Annotated in this window: 11 protein-coding genes; 7 read left to right on the top strand and 4 right to left on the bottom strand. The window is 73.2% G+C overall.

The annotated features are described in order from the left end of the window. Window positions 1-2: 2 nt before the first annotated feature. The 5 genes from P3T41_RS14885 (at window position 3) to P3T41_RS14865 (ending at window position 6,378) form a co-directional block, all read left to right on the top strand. Window positions 3-800 (top strand): DUF4097 family beta strand repeat-containing protein, encoded by a 798-nt coding sequence (locus P3T41_RS14885; protein WP_280690306.1) that lies wholly within the window; start codon window positions 3-5, stop codon window positions 798-800. Between the two features lie 94 nt (window positions 801-894). After that, on the top strand, window positions 895-2,079 hold the full coding sequence (dusB, locus tag P3T41_RS14880) for a tRNA dihydrouridine synthase DusB (RefSeq protein ID WP_280690305.1): 1,185 nt from the start codon (window positions 895-897) through the stop codon (window positions 2,077-2,079). A 562-nt stretch (window positions 2,080-2,641) separates the two neighbouring features. Beyond that, on the top strand, window positions 2,642-5,350 hold the full coding sequence (ppdK, locus tag P3T41_RS14875) for a pyruvate, phosphate dikinase (protein WP_280690304.1): 2,709 nt from the start codon (window positions 2,642-2,644) through the stop codon (window positions 5,348-5,350). 201 nt (window positions 5,351-5,551) lie between these two features. Then, window positions 5,552-6,055, top strand: coding sequence for a hypothetical protein (locus tag P3T41_RS14870; protein ID WP_280690303.1), 504 nt, complete (start codon window positions 5,552-5,554; stop codon window positions 6,053-6,055). Continuing rightward, window positions 6,052-6,378 (top strand): transcriptional regulator, encoded by a 327-nt coding sequence (locus P3T41_RS14865; RefSeq protein ID WP_280690302.1) that lies wholly within the window; start codon window positions 6,052-6,054, stop codon window positions 6,376-6,378. Before P3T41_RS14870 ends, P3T41_RS14865 begins: the two co-directional genes overlap by 4 nt. A gap of 220 nt (window positions 6,379-6,598) precedes the next feature. Here P3T41_RS14865 and P3T41_RS14860 read toward each other — a convergent pair whose 3' ends face one another. Together P3T41_RS14860 and P3T41_RS14855 are read right to left on the bottom strand one after the other, a co-directional pair. Beyond that, window positions 6,599-7,603, bottom strand: coding sequence for a hypothetical protein (locus P3T41_RS14860; protein WP_280690301.1), 1,005 nt, complete (start codon window positions 7,601-7,603; stop codon window positions 6,599-6,601). Between the two features lie 136 nt (window positions 7,604-7,739). Then, entirely contained in the window at window positions 7,740-8,483 is a 744-nt protein-coding gene (locus tag P3T41_RS14855) for a GNAT family protein (RefSeq protein ID WP_280690300.1), read from the bottom strand. Between the two features lie 682 nt (window positions 8,484-9,165). Between P3T41_RS14855 and P3T41_RS14850 the strand changes: the two genes are divergently transcribed. Continuing rightward, window positions 9,166-10,113 carry a PAC2 family protein gene (locus P3T41_RS14850; protein ID WP_280690299.1) on the top strand — a complete coding sequence of 316 codons (948 nt, stop codon included), beginning with the start codon at window positions 9,166-9,168 and terminating at the stop codon, window positions 10,111-10,113. 24 nt (window positions 10,114-10,137) lie between these two features. Further along, window positions 10,138-11,118, top strand: a complete 981-nt coding sequence (locus P3T41_RS14845; RefSeq protein ID WP_280690298.1) for an SGNH/GDSL hydrolase family protein — start codon at window positions 10,138-10,140, stop codon at window positions 11,116-11,118. A 177-nt stretch (window positions 11,119-11,295) separates the two neighbouring features. Here P3T41_RS14845 and P3T41_RS14840 read toward each other — a convergent pair whose 3' ends face one another. Continuing rightward, window positions 11,296-14,646, bottom strand: coding sequence for a tetratricopeptide repeat protein (locus P3T41_RS14840; RefSeq protein ID WP_280690297.1), 3,351 nt, complete (start codon window positions 14,644-14,646; stop codon window positions 11,296-11,298). Next, the gene (locus P3T41_RS14835) at window positions 14,643-15,101 is read right to left on the bottom strand and encodes a hypothetical protein (protein ID WP_280690296.1); all 459 of its coding nucleotides are present in this window, start codon (window positions 15,099-15,101) and stop codon (window positions 14,643-14,645) included. The genes P3T41_RS14840 and P3T41_RS14835 overlap by 4 nt, the downstream gene beginning before the upstream one ends. Window positions 15,102-15,165: the final 64 nt, after the last annotated feature.

The following is a 15,165-nucleotide window of genomic DNA, read 5'->3' as shown; positions in this document are numbered from 1 at the left end:
CGGTGGCCTGGCTGAGCGGCGCGGCGCGACCCGGCCGGGAGCGCCGGATCTGGCGGTCCATCGGGACACTGTCCGGGGTGCTGGTGGTCCTGGTCGGCGCCGGGCAGACCTGGAGCGGCCTGGTGCGGCAGAGCGCGGTCCGGCCGGCGAGCTACCCGAGCGGCGTCACCGCGCTGGAGCTGGACGTGCAGAACGCCAGCGTCTCCGTGACGGCGACCGACAAGGACCACGTGACGGTCCAGCAGGTCGAGCACTGGACGGTCAGCCGACCAGTGGTCACCCGCACGGTGGTCGACAACACCCTGCGGATCTCGGCCCGCTGCCCGCAGGTGCTCGGGATCAGCGAGCCGTCCTGCTCCGTCGGGCTGGACATCGGGGCGCCGCTCGCCACCGCCGTCACGCTGACCAGCAGCTCGGGCGACACCAGGATCCGGGGCCTGGCCGGCGACCTGAGCCTGCGCAGCTACTCCGGCTCGATCCAGCTGGACGACGTCTCCGGCCGGATCGCCGCGCGGCTGACCAGCGGCTCGATCAGTGGCACGAACATCTCCTCGGCCGAGGTGCAGGCCGCGGTCACCTCGGGCTCGGTGGACCTGGGCTTCGCGGCGCCGCCCCGCAGTACCGCGCTGAACTGCTCCTCGGGCTCGCTCACCGTGCGGCTGCCGCCGGGCAGCACCTACCGCCTCAACGTGGCCGGGCCCTCCGACGTGAATCCGGCGCTGAACGACCCGACCTCGCCGAACTCGATCGTCGCCACCTGCGGCTCGGGGCACACCGGCCTGGGCTACACCTCGGGCTGACCGGCCCCGGTCGGGCGGCAGAAAGAGGGCCCGCGCGGCGGTGGGGGACAATGGAGAGTCCCGTCCACCCGCTCCCGCCGAGGACCGCCCGCGCATGACCGTCACGCCCGAAGCACCCGCAGCCGCTCCCGAAGCCTCCGCCGGCGAGTTCGCGCCGCTGTCGATCGGCCCGCTCCAGGTCTGGCCGCCGGTGGTGCTCGCGCCGATGGCGGGGATCACCAACGCTCCGTTCCGCACGCTCTGTCGCGAGCAGTCCGGCGGCAAGGGCCTGTTCGTCTCCGAGATGATCACCACCCGGGCGCTGGTCGAGCGCAACGCCAAGACCATGCAGCTGATCCACTTCGATGCGAGCGAGCAGCCGCGCTCGATCCAGCTGTACGGCGTGGACCCGGCCACCGTCGGCAAGGCCGCCCGCATGATCGCGGAGGAGGACCTGGCCGACCACATCGACCTCAACTTCGGCTGCCCGGTCCCCAAGGTGACCCGCAAGGGCGGCGGCTCGGCGCTGCCCTACAAGCGCAACCTGCTGCGCGAGCTGCTGCGCGAGGCGGTGGCGGGCGCGGGCGGGCTGCCGGTCACCATGAAGATGCGCAAGGGCATCGACGAGGACCACCTCACCTACCTGGACGCCGGCCGGATCGGCGCGGAGGAGGGCGTCTCGGCGATCGCCCTGCACGGCCGCACCGCCTCCCAGCACTACGGCGGCACCGCGGACTGGTCGGCGATCGCCCGACTGCGCGAGGCGGTCCCCGCGCAGGTCCCGGTGCTCGGCAACGGCGACATCTGGTCGGCGCCGGACGCGGTGCGGATGATGCGCGAGACCGGCTGCGACGGCGTGGTGGTCGGCCGCGGCTGCCTGGGCCGGCCGTGGCTCTTCAAGGACCTGGTCGCGGTCTTCGAAGGCGTCACCGACCCGGTCCGCCCGAGCTTCGCCGAGGTGGGCGCCACCATGCTGCGCCACGCCGAGCTGCTGGGCCGGTGGATGAAGGACGAGCAGCGCGGCGTCGTCGACTTCCGCAAGCACGTCGCCTGGTACACCAAGGGCTTCTCGGTCGGCTCCCAGCTGCGGGTCAAGCTGGCGATGGCAGGCTCGCTCGACGAGCTGGCCGGGCTGCTCGCCGAGGTCGAGCAGGAGCAGCGCTGGCCGGCCGGCGCCGACGGCCCGCGCGGGCGCACCAGCGGCAACGGCCGGGTGGTCCTGCCGGAAGGCTGGTTGGACGATCCGTACGACTGCGCCGTACCGAGCATTGACGCCGAATCGGACAGCTCCGGCGGCTGATTCATCCAGAGCGGCGAATACGCCCGCTCGGGGCCCTGGGACAAGGTGTCCTGGCCCTCTTGGCCAATCTGGCCAAGAGGGCTCCCTTTTGGCAGATCGTCATCACGGAGCGCACACGAAACGGCGCGTTGGGCGACGAACAGACGAGTTTCGATACGTACGATGAGCGAGTCGCGTCCGTGACTCTTGCCACACCAAAGAGTGACTGACGGCGCGTCAGGGGCATGGAAAGTGCCACGGCGTCCAAATCGCTTCCCGAACGGGCGCTCGGGCCGATCCGTCCCTTGGCTGCAGGAAATCAAGCCGGGGAAACACGGTGGACCATCCACCACTACCCTCTGTCCGGCCCAGGCGATCTTCGCGTGTCCGTGTCTTCAATACTTGAACGATCGCTAGCGTCATCCGGACGATTTCGGCAACAGAGGTGAACGCCTTCACAAGCATTTGATCCCGAGGGTCGGTACCGGTCCTCGGGATCGGACGGCCTATCGACGGCGCGCAATCGCCTTCGAAATGGGTATGTTCTCCGGCGTCAGGCAACCCCGTGCGAGGAGACCGACCCGTGGCGGCGACGCAGAAGTTTGTTTACTCCTTCACCGAAGGAAACAGGGACCTCAAGGACCTGCTGGGTGGCAAGGGCGCGAACCTGGCCGAGATGACCAACCTCGGGCTCCCGGTGCCCCCCGGATTCACCCTCACCACCGAGGCCTGCAAGGTCTTCCTGGAGACCGGCGCGGAGCCCGCCTCGCTCAACCAGGAGGTCGGCGAGCACCTGTCCGCGCTCGAGGCGCAGATGGGCAAGAAGCTCGGCCAGGCCGACAACCCGCTGCTGGTCTCGGTCCGCTCCGGGGCCAAGTTCTCCATGCCCGGCATGATGGACACCGTCCTGAACATCGGCCTGTCCGACGCCTCGGTGGCCGGCCTCGCGGCCCAGTCCGGCAACGAGCGGTTCGCCTGGGACTCCTACCGGCGCCTGGTCCAGATGTTCGGCAAGACCGTGCTCGGCGTGGACGGCGAGCTCTTCGAGGACGCCCTGGAGCAGGCCAAGCACGCCAAGGGCACCGTCAACGACCTGGACCTGGACGCTTCCGACCTCCAGGTACTGGTCGAGACCTTCAAGGCCATCGTGCAGCGCGAGACCGGGCGGGCCTTCCCGCAGGACCCGCGCGAGCAGATGGACCTGGCCATCCACGCCGTCTTCCACTCCTGGAACGGCGACCGGGCCCGGCTCTACCGCCGCCAGGAGCGGATCCCGAACGACCTGGGCACCGCGGTCAACGTCTGCACCATGGTCTTCGGCAACCTCGGCGAGGACTCCGGCACCGGCGTCGCCTTCACCCGCGACCCCTCCACCGGCGCGGTCGGCGTCTACGGCGACTACCTCTCCAACGCCCAGGGCGAGGACGTGGTGGCCGGCATCCGCAACACCCTGACGCTCGCGGACCTGGAGCAGCTGGACAAGAAGTCCTACGACGAGCTGATGGCGATCATGCACAAGCTCGAGCTGCACTACCGCGACCTGTGCGACATCGAGTTCACCATCGAGCGCGGCAAGCTCTGGATGCTGCAGACCCGGATCGGCAAGCGCACCGCCGCGGCCGCCTTCCGGATCGCCGTCCAGCTGGTCGACCAGGGCCTGATCGACCTGGACGAGGCGCTGCACCGGGTGACCGGCGGCCAGCTGGCCCAGCTGATGTTCCCGCGCTTCGCCCCGCAGCCCGACTCCAAGCAGATCGCCTGGGGCCTGGCCGCCTCGCCCGGCGCCGCGATCGGCAAGGTGGTCTTCGACTCCTACACCGCCGTCAAGTGGTCGCGCTCCGGCGAGAAGGTCATCCTGGTCCGCCGCGAGACCAACCCGGACGACCTGGACGGCATGATCGCCGCCGAGGGCATCCTGACCTCGCGCGGTGGCAAGACCTCGCACGCCGCCGTGGTGGCCCGCGGCATGGGCAAGACCTGCGTCTGCGGCGCCGAGGACCTCGAGGTCGACACCAAGCGCCGCAAGATGACCACCTCCGACGGTCTGGTGATCGAGGAGGGCGAGGTCGTCTCCATCGACGGCGCCTCCGGCAAGGTCTACATCGGCGAGGTGCCGGTGCTGCCGTCCCCGGTGGTCGAGTACTTCGAGGGCACCCTGCACGCCGGCGCCGACATCCAGGGCGGCCTGGTGCAGGCCGTGCACCGGCTGATGTCGCATGCCGACGTACGCCGCCGGCTGGCCGTGCGGGCCAACGCCGACAACGCCGAGGACGCCAACCGGGCCCGCCGCTACGGCGCCCAGGGCATCGGCCTGTGCCGCACCGAGCACATGTTCCTCGGTGAGGAGCGCCGCAAGGAGGTCGAGCACCTGATCCTGGCGGACAACGACAAGGACCGGGAGCAGGCGCTCTCCACCCTGCTGCCGCTGCAGAAGGGCGACTTCGTCGAGCTCTTCCAGTCGATGGACGGACTGCCCGTCACGGTCCGCCTGCTGGACCCGCCGCTGCACGAGTTCCTGCCCGACATCACCGAGCTGTCGGTGCGCGTCGCGCTCGCCGAGGCCCGCAAGGACCCGAACGAGAACGACCTGCGCCTGCTCCAGGCGGTGCACAAGCTGCACGAGCAGAACCCGATGCTGGGCCTGCGCGGTGTGCGCCTGGGCCTGGTCATCCCCGGCCTGTTCGGCATGCAGGTGCGGGCGATCGCCGAGGCGGCCGCCGAGCGCAAGCTGGCCGGCGGCGACCCGCGCCCCGAGGTGATGATCCCGCTGGTCGGCACCGTCCAGGAGCTGGAGATCGTCCGGGACGAGTGTGAGCGGGTGCTCGCCGAGGTCGCCGTTTCGACCGGCGTCAAGCTGGACATCAAGCTCGGTACCATGATCGAACTTCCGCGGGCCGCCGTGACGGCCGGTCAGATCGCCGAGGCGGCCGAGTTCTTCTCCTTCGGAACGAACGACCTCACCCAGACGGTCTGGGGCTTCTCCCGGGACGACGTGGAGGCCTCGTTCTTCACGGCCTACCTGGAGAAGGGCATCTTCGGGGTCTCCCCGTTCGAGACCATCGACCGCGACGGCGTCGGCGCGCTGGTCAAGCACGCCGTCAAGGAGGGCCGGGCCACCCGTCCCGACCTGAAGCTCGGCGTCTGCGGCGAGCACGGCGGCGACCCGGAGTCGGTGCACTTCTTCCACGAGGCGGGCCTGGACTACGTCTCCTGCTCGCCGTTCCGGATCCCGGTGGCGCGCCTGGAAGCCGGCCGCGCCGCCCTCGAGACTGCGGGCAGCGACTCTCGCTGACCCGTGCCCCCCTCCAGCGGGGAGGGGCGTCCGGCGGTGCTCGGCGCAGGAGAACCGCCGGACGTACTGAGGCCGGGGCGGGAACGGACAATGGCGTCCGTTCCCGCCCCGGCCTCGCGCCGTTATGCATGCTGAAAGTACTTTCCAAATTGGAAAGTATGTGCCATCCTGGAAAAGAAGTCCACATCCAGGGGGAGCATCATGACCAGCGATTCCGTTCTCGATTCCGCCGAACCCGCTGATTCTGCCCGGGTCCTCGATCCCGCCGAGGCCCTCGCGCTCGCCGAGCGCGCGAACGTCGCCGCCCACCGACCGCGGCTGCTGCCCGGCTGGTACGGGCCGACTTTCGGCGCGATCCTGGCGGGTTACGGCACGCTCATCGGGATCTCCCGCGCCTACCACCTCACCTGGCTGCTGCTCGCCGGCATCCTGCTCTTCGCCGCCCTGATGGGCCTGGTGGCCAGGCTCGGCATGCGCAGCACCGGCGTGGTCGGCCGGCTCGACGACAACCGGGCCTGGCGCGGCTTCATCCGGGGCGGCACGGCGGCGGTCGTCGCGGTGGCGGGCGTGGTCGGTCTGGCCTGCTGGCCGATCGGCGGCCAGCTGGCGGCCTGCGCCGGGGCGGGAGTCGGCGGCGGCTTCGGCTTCTGGGCGCTGATGCTGCTGGCCAACCGGCGGGTCCGCGGGGAGCGGGCCGCCGCGTGAACACCGTCGATCCGCTGCTCCAGCTGCCGACCCGGCTGACCCTGCTCGCCTTCCTCTGCGGCTGCACCGAAGCCGAGTTCGGCGTGGTGCGGGACTACTGCGAGGTCTCCGACTCGGTGCTCAGCAAGGCGGCGAGCGCGCTCGAGGCGGCCGGCTACCTGACGGTCAAGAAGGGCTACGTCGGCAAGCGCCCGCGCACCTGGCTCGCCGCCACCCGCACCGGGCGCACCGCTCTGACCTCCCACCTCGCCGCGCTGCAGGCGCTGGCCGCCGTCGCCACGGCCGCCGGCGCGGCGACGGCCGAGCAGCGGGGGACCCCCTGACTCCTGGTCAGGGGTCCTCGGCCGGCGCGAATCATGAAACACGCCCAGGTCCTGTCGTCAAACCCCCTTCTGCTCGGCGACGCCATGCACGCACTCTCGCCGCACCGGGCACAGACCCGAGTACGCCCAGTACGAGGGCCCGCGCCCGGCACGCCGAGAGCACGCGCCTGACGCCGCCAAGCCGCCCTGCGGGCGAACGAAGGGGGTTTGACGGCAGGACCTAGCCGATCCGCTGCCGCGCCCAGCTCAGCCGGTGGTACGGCCCGTGCGGGCCGGTGGCGAGCAGGGTGCGCAGCTCCCGCAGCACGGTCGCCGCGTCGGTGCGCAGCTGGTGGGGGGTGGCCCGGACCACCGGTAGCCGGGCCGCCGCCAGCCGGTTGCCCCGGGTCAGGGTGCGCTCGTAGTCCGCCGGGCGCAGGTGCCAGGCCCGCGAGTCGATCTCCAGCGCCACGCAGGCCTGCGGCCAGAACGCGTCCGGGATCGCCAGGAACCGTCCGTCCAGCATCAGCACCGGATTCCACAGCGGTTCCGGCAGGCCGCCGCGCCGTAGGAGTTCGCGGGCCTCGCTCTCCGCGATCGAGTAGATGCCGCAGGTCAGCTCGTCGGCCACCTGCTGCACGTGCGGCAGTGCCGCGGTGGTCGACGGTCCGCCGAGCAGCCGGGTGAGCAGATCGGCGCGCTCGCACAACCGCCGCTGCGTCGCCTCCGCGCAGAGCGCCCGGAACTGTCTACCGCTGGTCAGATGCGGTGCCACGTCGGCCAGCGCCCGCCCGACGCTCACGCTCCACAGGCCGTCGTCCCGTTCGAAGCCGGCCGGTAGTCCGCTGGCTCTGGCCGGGGCCCGGTGCACCCGGACGAAGTCCCGGCTCGCCACCCGCCGCCCCGCCGGGATCAGCACGTCGACCACCTCGATGTCCGACGGGTGCCCGGCGCCGGTCAGCCCGGCATCGGCCAGCACGGCCAGGCCGGTGAGCAGGACGGCACCCGGGCGTGGCCGCTCGCCCTTGGGCGCGGCGTAGCTGAGCGCCGCGCGCAGGCGCTGATGCGCGGTCAGCCGCCCGCTCTGCAGGCAGATCACCCGTGGGAGCACCCGCTGCCAGGGCCCACCCGGGCGCAGTCGATGCGCGATGGTCCCGGACGGGACCCCGTGCTCGATCAGCTGCGCGCGGGTGACGATGTGCTGCTGGTCGGCGCCGAGCAGCCGGACGGAATCGAGGGGAGTCATGGCGGGGTGGTGCCCAGCCGAACCGTGGGTATGCGAAATATCCCCCTCAGGGGGTCATCTCCACCACGTGTTGACTCGGGCGCCGGCCACGCTCCAGTCGTGCTCCAGTCGTGCTCCAGCGACGGTCGGGTCAGGGTCAGGCCGGGATCAGCGCGCCGGCGTGTCTGACGCACTCCTGGTCGAGCTCGCGGCCCATGCCCCGGTCCAGCCGCCGCTCGGGCGCGCTCGGCGCGATCGCGGCGGCGATCCGCAGCTCGATGATGTCCCGCACGGCGGGCCACTCCTCGGCCAGGATCGAGTAGAACGCGGTGCTGCGCACCACCCCGTCCAGCCCGCGGCTGTGGGCCCGCCGCACGCCTTCCGAGGTGGCCCCGAGCCGCTCGATCGCCGCGCGCGAGCGCAGGTTGCGGGCGTCGGCGCGCATCGAGATCCGCTGCACGCCCCAGGTCTCGAAGGCGTGCCGGAGCATCAGCAGCTTGGCCTCGGTGTTGATGCCGGTGCCCTGGGCGTGCGCGGAGAGCCAGGTGCGGCCGATCTCGGCGGCGTCCGGCACGGCGGTGGCCGGGTCGCCGATCGGGCCCGAGGGCAGCGGCGGCCAGACCACCGGGCCCTGCCAGTAGTCCAGTTCCAGGAACCGGGTGGAGCCGACCACCAGGCCGTCGGCCGCCCGCACGCTGGCGAAGACCAGCGACCGGCCGGCCGCCATGTCGCGCTGCGCGGTGGCGATGAACTCGCGGGCGCCGTCCAGGCCCTGCGGGACGGCGGTGAAGCCGAACGAGGTCCGATCCGCGGCGGCGGCCGCGGCCAGCCCTTCGGTGTGCTGCTCGGAAAGGGGCTCCAGCCGAACGGTGCGGCCGGTGAGGGTGACAGGTGCTGGCACGGAACCTTCGGTCCTTCGGCGGTCGGAGGGACCCTCGCGCCCAGGGTGCGGGCGTTCGGGCTGGGCAGATCGCCCCGGCCGGGGGCTCCGCCGCTCCTCGGGTACGCCGGAGCTCGGTCGTACGACGGGGGAGGGGCGGCCCGGAACGGGCAGCGCGGTGCCGGAGCGGGCACGGTTCTCATGGACCGGTCCGGCGGGGAGTTGCGGGGGGACAGTGTGCGTCCGCGAGATGGCCGAAGAAGGAACGAAGGCGCGAAGGGAAGCAGGCGGCCAAGTGAAGGCAAGGTGCGAATCAGGGGGCTGGCCGCACATGGATCGGGCCGCGGCCCACGGCGTGACGGACGACGTGGCGACGACGCGATGATGCGAGGCAGCGAGAGGACGATACCCGGCTTGGCCCCGTGCGTCACTTCGCGGCACGCGGGTGGGGGACGCGAGTGTCCCGATGCTACGCCCGGCGCCGCGCCGAGGACCAGTCCTCGACCCCGATTCGCCGTGCTGACCTGCGCCGACGGCCCCGCGCGCTCGAGCCGCGGACGAGCGGCGCGGGTGGTCGCAGGTGAGAGGATTCGAGTGCGTTCCGGTCGGCGGGAATGTCAGTGCCGTGCGGCACGCTGGTGCTGTTGCCGGACCGGTACGGCCGGACAGGTAGGACCGACGACGAGAAACGGTTGGGTGCGCGGTGCGTGATCCCGAGGAGCTGTACGAGCTTGAGCCGCAGGGCGTGGCAGCGGTGGCGGCTGCCAAGGCCGCCGCGACCTCCACGGCCGAGGCCGGCCTGGTGCTGCTCTACCACTTCGAGGGCTTCATGGACGCGGGCGAGGCCGGCGGCCAGGTGATGGCCCATCTGCTGGCCGAGGGCAGCCCGCAGGTGGTCGCCCGGTTCGACCACGACCGCCTGGTGGACTACCGCGCACGCCGCCCCGCGATGACCTTCGACCGGGAGAGCTGGGTCTCCTACGAGCCGCCGCAGATCCTGCTCCAGCTGGTCACGGACGCCGCCGGCGCGCCGTTCCTGGTGCTCACCGGCCCGGAGCCGGACGTCGAGTGGGACGCCTTCGCGGCCGCCGTCGGCAAGCTGGCGGAGCGGTTGGGCGTGCGCTTGGCGGTGGATTTCCACGGCATCCCGATGGGCGTGCCGCACACCCGTCCGGTCGGCCTGACCCCGCACGGCAACCGGCTGGACCTGGCCGGCGGGTACCCGCAGTGGTTCGAGAAGGCGCAGGTGCCGGGCAGCGCCCAGGCACTGGTCGAGTACCGGCTGGCCGAGGCGGGCCGCGACGTGCTCGGCTTCGCGGTGCACGTGCCGCACTACGTGGCGCGGTCGGCCTATCCGGCCGCCGCCGTGCTGATCCTGGAGGCCGTCCAGTCCGCCACCGGCCTGGTGCTGCCCGGCAACGAGCTGCGTGAGCACGTCGGCGAGGTCTACGCCGACATCGAGGAGCAGCTGGCCCAGGGCGACGACGAGCTGCGTTCGGCGATCCGCGGCATGGAGGGCCAGTACGACGCGGTGGCCGGCGCCGAGGGCCGCGAGAGCCTGCTCGCCGAGGCCGCCGACCTGCCCTCGGCCGAAGAGTTGGGGCGCCGCTTCGAGGAGTTCCTGGCAGAGCACGAGCGCGGGGCGGAGTAGCGTGCCGCCGGGGGGTGGGGGTCGATGCGTGGGGTGACGCGGGGCACCGGATTGGTGACGGTACTGGCAGCGCCGCTGGCGCTCATCGTCGGCTGCTCGGGCGGCGCGACGCCGGGGGAGCGGGCGGCGTCTCGGCCCAGCGTCTCGGCCTCGCCCGGTGCGGCCGCGTTACCGACCGGCCCGTACGCGGCGCTGGGTGACTCCTACACCGCCGGCTTACAGGTCGACCCGACCGGCGGGGGTCCCAAGGGCTGTGGCCGCTCGGCGGTGAACTACCCCTCGCTGGTGGCGGCAGGGCTGAAGCTGGCGCCCGGCCGGTTCACCGACGTCAGCTGTTCCAGCGCCACCACGGCCGATCTGACGGACGCCCAGCGGGTGACCGGCGGCCCCAACCCGCCGCAGCTGGACGCGCTGACCGCGGACACCCGGCTGGTCACGGTCGGTATCGGCGGCAATGACGCGGACTTCATGACGGTGGTCAAGCAGTGCGCCGAGGACGGGCTGGCGAACACGGCGCTCAAGTGGGTCGACCCCGACAAGGCCAGCAACGCGCCCTGCCAGGCCGCGTATACCGCCGCCGACGGCAGTGACAAGCTGACCGGCGTGCTGGACACCGTCGGGCAGCGGGTGGCGGCGGTGCTGGCCGAGGTCACGCGGCGGGCGCCGCGGGCCAAGGTGTACGTGGTCGGGTACCCGGCGCTGCTGCCGGCCGACCCGGCCACCTGCGCCCCGGTGCTGGGCGACACCGTGACCCCCGGCGACCTGTCCTTCCTCGCCACGCAGGAGCAGCGGCTGAACGAGGTGCTGCGCCAGCGGGCGACGGCGGCCGGCGCGGGCTACGTGGACACCTACGCCCCCTCGCTCGGCCACGACATGTGCGCCGGGTCGGACGCCCGGTGGATCGAGCCGCCGTTCCCCGCCCACGGGCGGGCACCGCTGCACCCGAACGCCGCCGGGCAGCAGGGGATGGCCGCGGCGGTGCTGCGGGCCGTCCGGGGCGGCTGAGGGGCCGCTGAGGGGCGACTGACTGGCGGCTGACGGACCGTCGGCGGAGCGAGCCGGAGGGTCAGGCCGCCGCCCGTCGTCTGACCCGCAGCCCCGCCCCGCGCGGCGCCCGGGCTTCGGCGTGCGGCCCGCTACGGCTCCTCCGACTCCTTGACCGGCCGGCGCTCCCTGCGCGTTTCAGTGGGCAGCGTGTTCGCGGCGGACGGTGGCGGCCTGCTCGGTGTGGCCCAGGGCTTCCAGGGCGGCGGCGTGGACGGTCGGGAAGTCGGGCAGGCCGGGGAAGAGGTGGTCGCCGCTCAGTTCCCCGGGTGCCAGCAGCCGGGAAGCGCGCAGGGCGGAACCGCTCGCCTCCAGCGCGTCGGGGAGTTCCACTCCCGCTCGCAGTCGCACCAGGGCGAACGCCTTCAAACCGTGGGCGCAGTCGGCGAGGTGGGCCCGCCGGTCGGCCTGGGCGAAGCGGGTGAGTGCCTGGGTGCCCTGACGAGTCATCAGGAGCGCCTGGTCCAACCGGCCGTCCTGGGCGAGCCGCAGGCCGAGCAGGACCATGCCGCGCGCGATTTCGGGCCGGTGGGCGGCCGGGTCGTCGTTGACGGCGGTGCGCAGGGCACCGAGGGCGAGGGCGGTCACCCGCAGTGCCTCCGGTGCTCGCCCGGCCTCGACCAGGTGCAGGCCGTACATCGCCACACAGCTGTGCAGCCGGGCGAATTCGGCCTTCGACCCGGCGGCCGCGGCCGCGGTGCGCACTGCGGTCTCCTCGGCCAGCGGCTGGAAGGACGCCGCCACCCGGCCCGCGCGGACGAGCCGCTGACCGGCGGTCCGCAGCGCCTCGGCCAGCCGTTGCCGGTGCGCGGCCGGGTCCGCCGCGACCAGTCGTCGGCGCACGGCCAGCTCCTCCTCGGTCGCTGCCAGCGCTTCTTCGTGCTCGCGGCGCCAGGCGTGCCAGTGGCCGAGGGTGAAGAGCGCGGTCGCGAAGTCGGGCAGGTGGGCGGGATTGCCCTGGGCCAGCGGGCGGAACAGGCTCACCGCCCGCTGCGCGGGCGCGAGCCCGTCGAACGGGCTGCCGTCGGCGTCGCTGCGGTCCAGCTGGGAGAGGCGGATGCTGAGGTTGGTCAGCGACTTGGCCAGGCCCGGCAGGTGGAGCAACGGGTCGGCGGCGGCCAGCTCCTCGCGGATCGCCAGTGCCTCCCGGGTCGCCGCCAGCGCGTCCGGCCGCCGCTGCAGCCGGGCGAACAGGTTGCCCAGGTTGTCCCAGGCCACCGCCAGTTGGGCGCGATGGGCGGCGGGGTTGACCCGGGCCAGCCGCTGCTGGAGGGCCACCGCCTCCTCGCAGGTGGGCAGCGCCTCGTCGAGCCGCTGCGCGTTCATCAGCCGCAGGCCGCGGTTGATCACGGTCATCGCCAGGTCCGGCAGGTGCCGGTCCGGGTCGGCCTGCGACAGCCGGCGGTAGAGGTCCGCGGCCCGCTCGCCGGCGGCCAGCCCCTCCTCGGTACGGCCGGACTCGGAGAGGCTGTTGCTCAGCCCGGTCAGTGCCGTGGCCAGCTCCGGCAGGTACCGTTCGGGGTCGGCCGCCGCCAACTGCTCGTAGGTGCCCACCGATTCCACCGCCGGTGGCACCGACTCGGCGGCCCCGCCGGTGCGCAGCAGCTGGAGCCCCAGGTTGTTCAGGGCCCTGGCGAGATCCGGCAGCTGTCCGGCGGGGTCGGCCCCGGCGAGTTGTCGGTGCAGCGCGACGGCCTCCTCCAGCGGTGCCCGAGCCTCCTGGTAGCGGCCCGCGCTGTTCGCCGCGGCGGCCAGGCTGTTGAGCGCCGTCGCCAGGTCCGCCAGGTGTCCGGGATCGCTCGCGGCGAGGTCCCGGTAGAGCGCGACGGACTCCCGCGCCGGGGCCAGGGCCTCGGTGAGCAGGCCGGCGTTGCCGTACCGCCCGGCGAGGATCCTCAACAGCTCCGCCCGCTCCGCGGGGGCGACCGTAGTGGTGGCGAACCGGTGCTGGATCAGCCGCCTGGTGAACACCGCGACGGCGAGGTCGAGTTCGACGTGGCGCTGGTGCGGCAGGCACGGCCGGATCCGCTCCAGGACGGTGCCCGGCAACTCGTCCAGCTCGCACAGGCGCAGCAGCGCGGCGCCCCCGGCAGCCGGCGCCAGTGCGGGGCGGGCGAGCAGCAGCGGCACCAGCTGGGTGTGCAGCAGGTGCGGCCAGCGGTGGGCGGCCTCGATCACCATGGTGAGCACCTGCCGGGTCAGGGCGGGCGGCGTGCCGTCGGCGGGCTGGTCGAGCAGCAGCGCCGGGGCACCCGCGGCCCAGGAGTCGGTCGCGTGGTAGCCGGTCGGCTCCTCGCGGCCGGGCAGCGTGAGGGCGAGGAAGTCCTCGGCCAGCCGGTCGGGCGACAGGGCCTCGAAGACCAGGCCGGGGTCCTGCGGCGGGTAGCAGCGGGCGTGGTCGGCCACGGCCGCCGCCACGCTCGCCGGGTCAGCCCTGGGGAGCGCATCGGTACGGGTGAGCGCCGCGGCCGCCTCGGCGGCCGGCAGCGGGCGGGTGAGGGTGGCGAGGTAGACCGCGCGGCGCAGCGCTCCCTCGCCGGTGCGCAGCGGACCGCGCGTCCCGTCGTGCGAGGCGCGCCAGTGGTCGTGCTCGCGGTCCAGCAGGTACGAGGAGAGCGCTGCCTGGTCCCGGCCGGCCGGCGGCAGCACGCCGCGGCGCGCCGCGTCCACGTCCACCAGTGCTTTCATGTGCACGGCCAGGGTCAGCGCGAACTGCGGGTCGTCGAGTCCGTCGGGCACGCCCAGGCCGGCGGGGTCCGGCAGGTCGAGCGCCCCGCCGAAGCTGTCCCGGGCCGAGGCGTAGATCCCGCCGCGCACCCGGGCGTCGTCCGGCAGCGGCGCCAGCGGGACGGCAGCGGCGTCGAAGATGTCGAGCTTGGCCAACTGGTGGGCCAGGCCCTGCCACCAGTCGCCCGCCGGGCGGGACAGCAGCAGGACCCGCAGCCGGTCGCGGGCCGCCTCCCGGTGCTGGCGCACCAGGGTGAGCAGGTCCGCCAGCGGCCAGCGCTCCGCGTAGTCGACCACCAGCACCAGGCCGGGATGACGCACCGTCAGACTCTGGTCCCCGCCGCCGGCCGAGGCCACCTCGCTGCGGTGCCGCGCCTGCGCCACCGTCCATCCGGCCCGCACCGAGCACGCGGCGAACTCGGCGGCCAGCCGGGTCTTGCCCCGCCCGCCCTCGGCGTGCAGCAGACGCACCGTCAGGCCCGGCGACGGGTCGTCGCGCCAGGCGGCCAGCAGCTCCAGCTCCGGTCGCGGGAAGAACGGGACGACCTGGTGCCGGGCCGTCAGCAGCCGGCTGGGGACCCGTGCCAGGCCGGGCTCGGGAGCGGTCGGGCGCCCGAGCGGGAACGGCTCGACCCGGTAGGGCGGCTCGGCACGGTAGATGTAGTTGTACTGGTCGCCGTGCTGGACCGCGTTCACCCGACCGCCCGAGGCGGTGATGTTCTGGGTGAAGACGATGCCCTGCGGCGCCGGGCCCTGGCTCACGCGGTGGCCCCGCCCTCCGCCCGGCGCGGGGTATCCATGAACCGGTTGTGCTGATCGCCGCCCTGCACCACGTTGACGATCGCGTGGCCGGAGGCCGTGACGTTCTGCGTCATGCCGGGGGCGGCGGCCGGCAGGCGGTCGCGGACCAGGTCGATCAGCTCCTGGAGGTCCTCGACAGCCTGCGGGTCCTCGCGCAGCAGGGCCAGCAGCCGGCGCCGCCAGGGCGCGACCAGCTCCGAGCGGGCCGCGTCGGCCTCCCCGCCCGTCACCAGGGCCGCGTCGTTGTCCAGTTGGCGCTCGACCTCGCCGAGGTCGTGGCCGCGCCGGTGGAACAGCCTGGCCGTCCAGCCCCGGGTGGCCTGCCAGGCGTCGGTGCCCATCGCGGCCGCCACGGTGGTGGCGCCGGTCAAGGCCAGGGTTTCGACGAGCTGTTGTGCTTCGTGCAGGTCGGACATCAGGCCCCCTCGGTCGGTCCAGGGATGGTTGCGACACTGCGAATCATCGCGCTCCGGCGCCCGG

Origin of the sequence: Kitasatospora sp. GAS204B (assembly GCF_029892155.1) — a bacterium.
GTDB lineage: Bacteria > Actinomycetota > Actinomycetes > Streptomycetales > Streptomycetaceae > Kitasatospora.
This window is presented reverse-complemented; position numbering and strand designations above follow the sequence as displayed.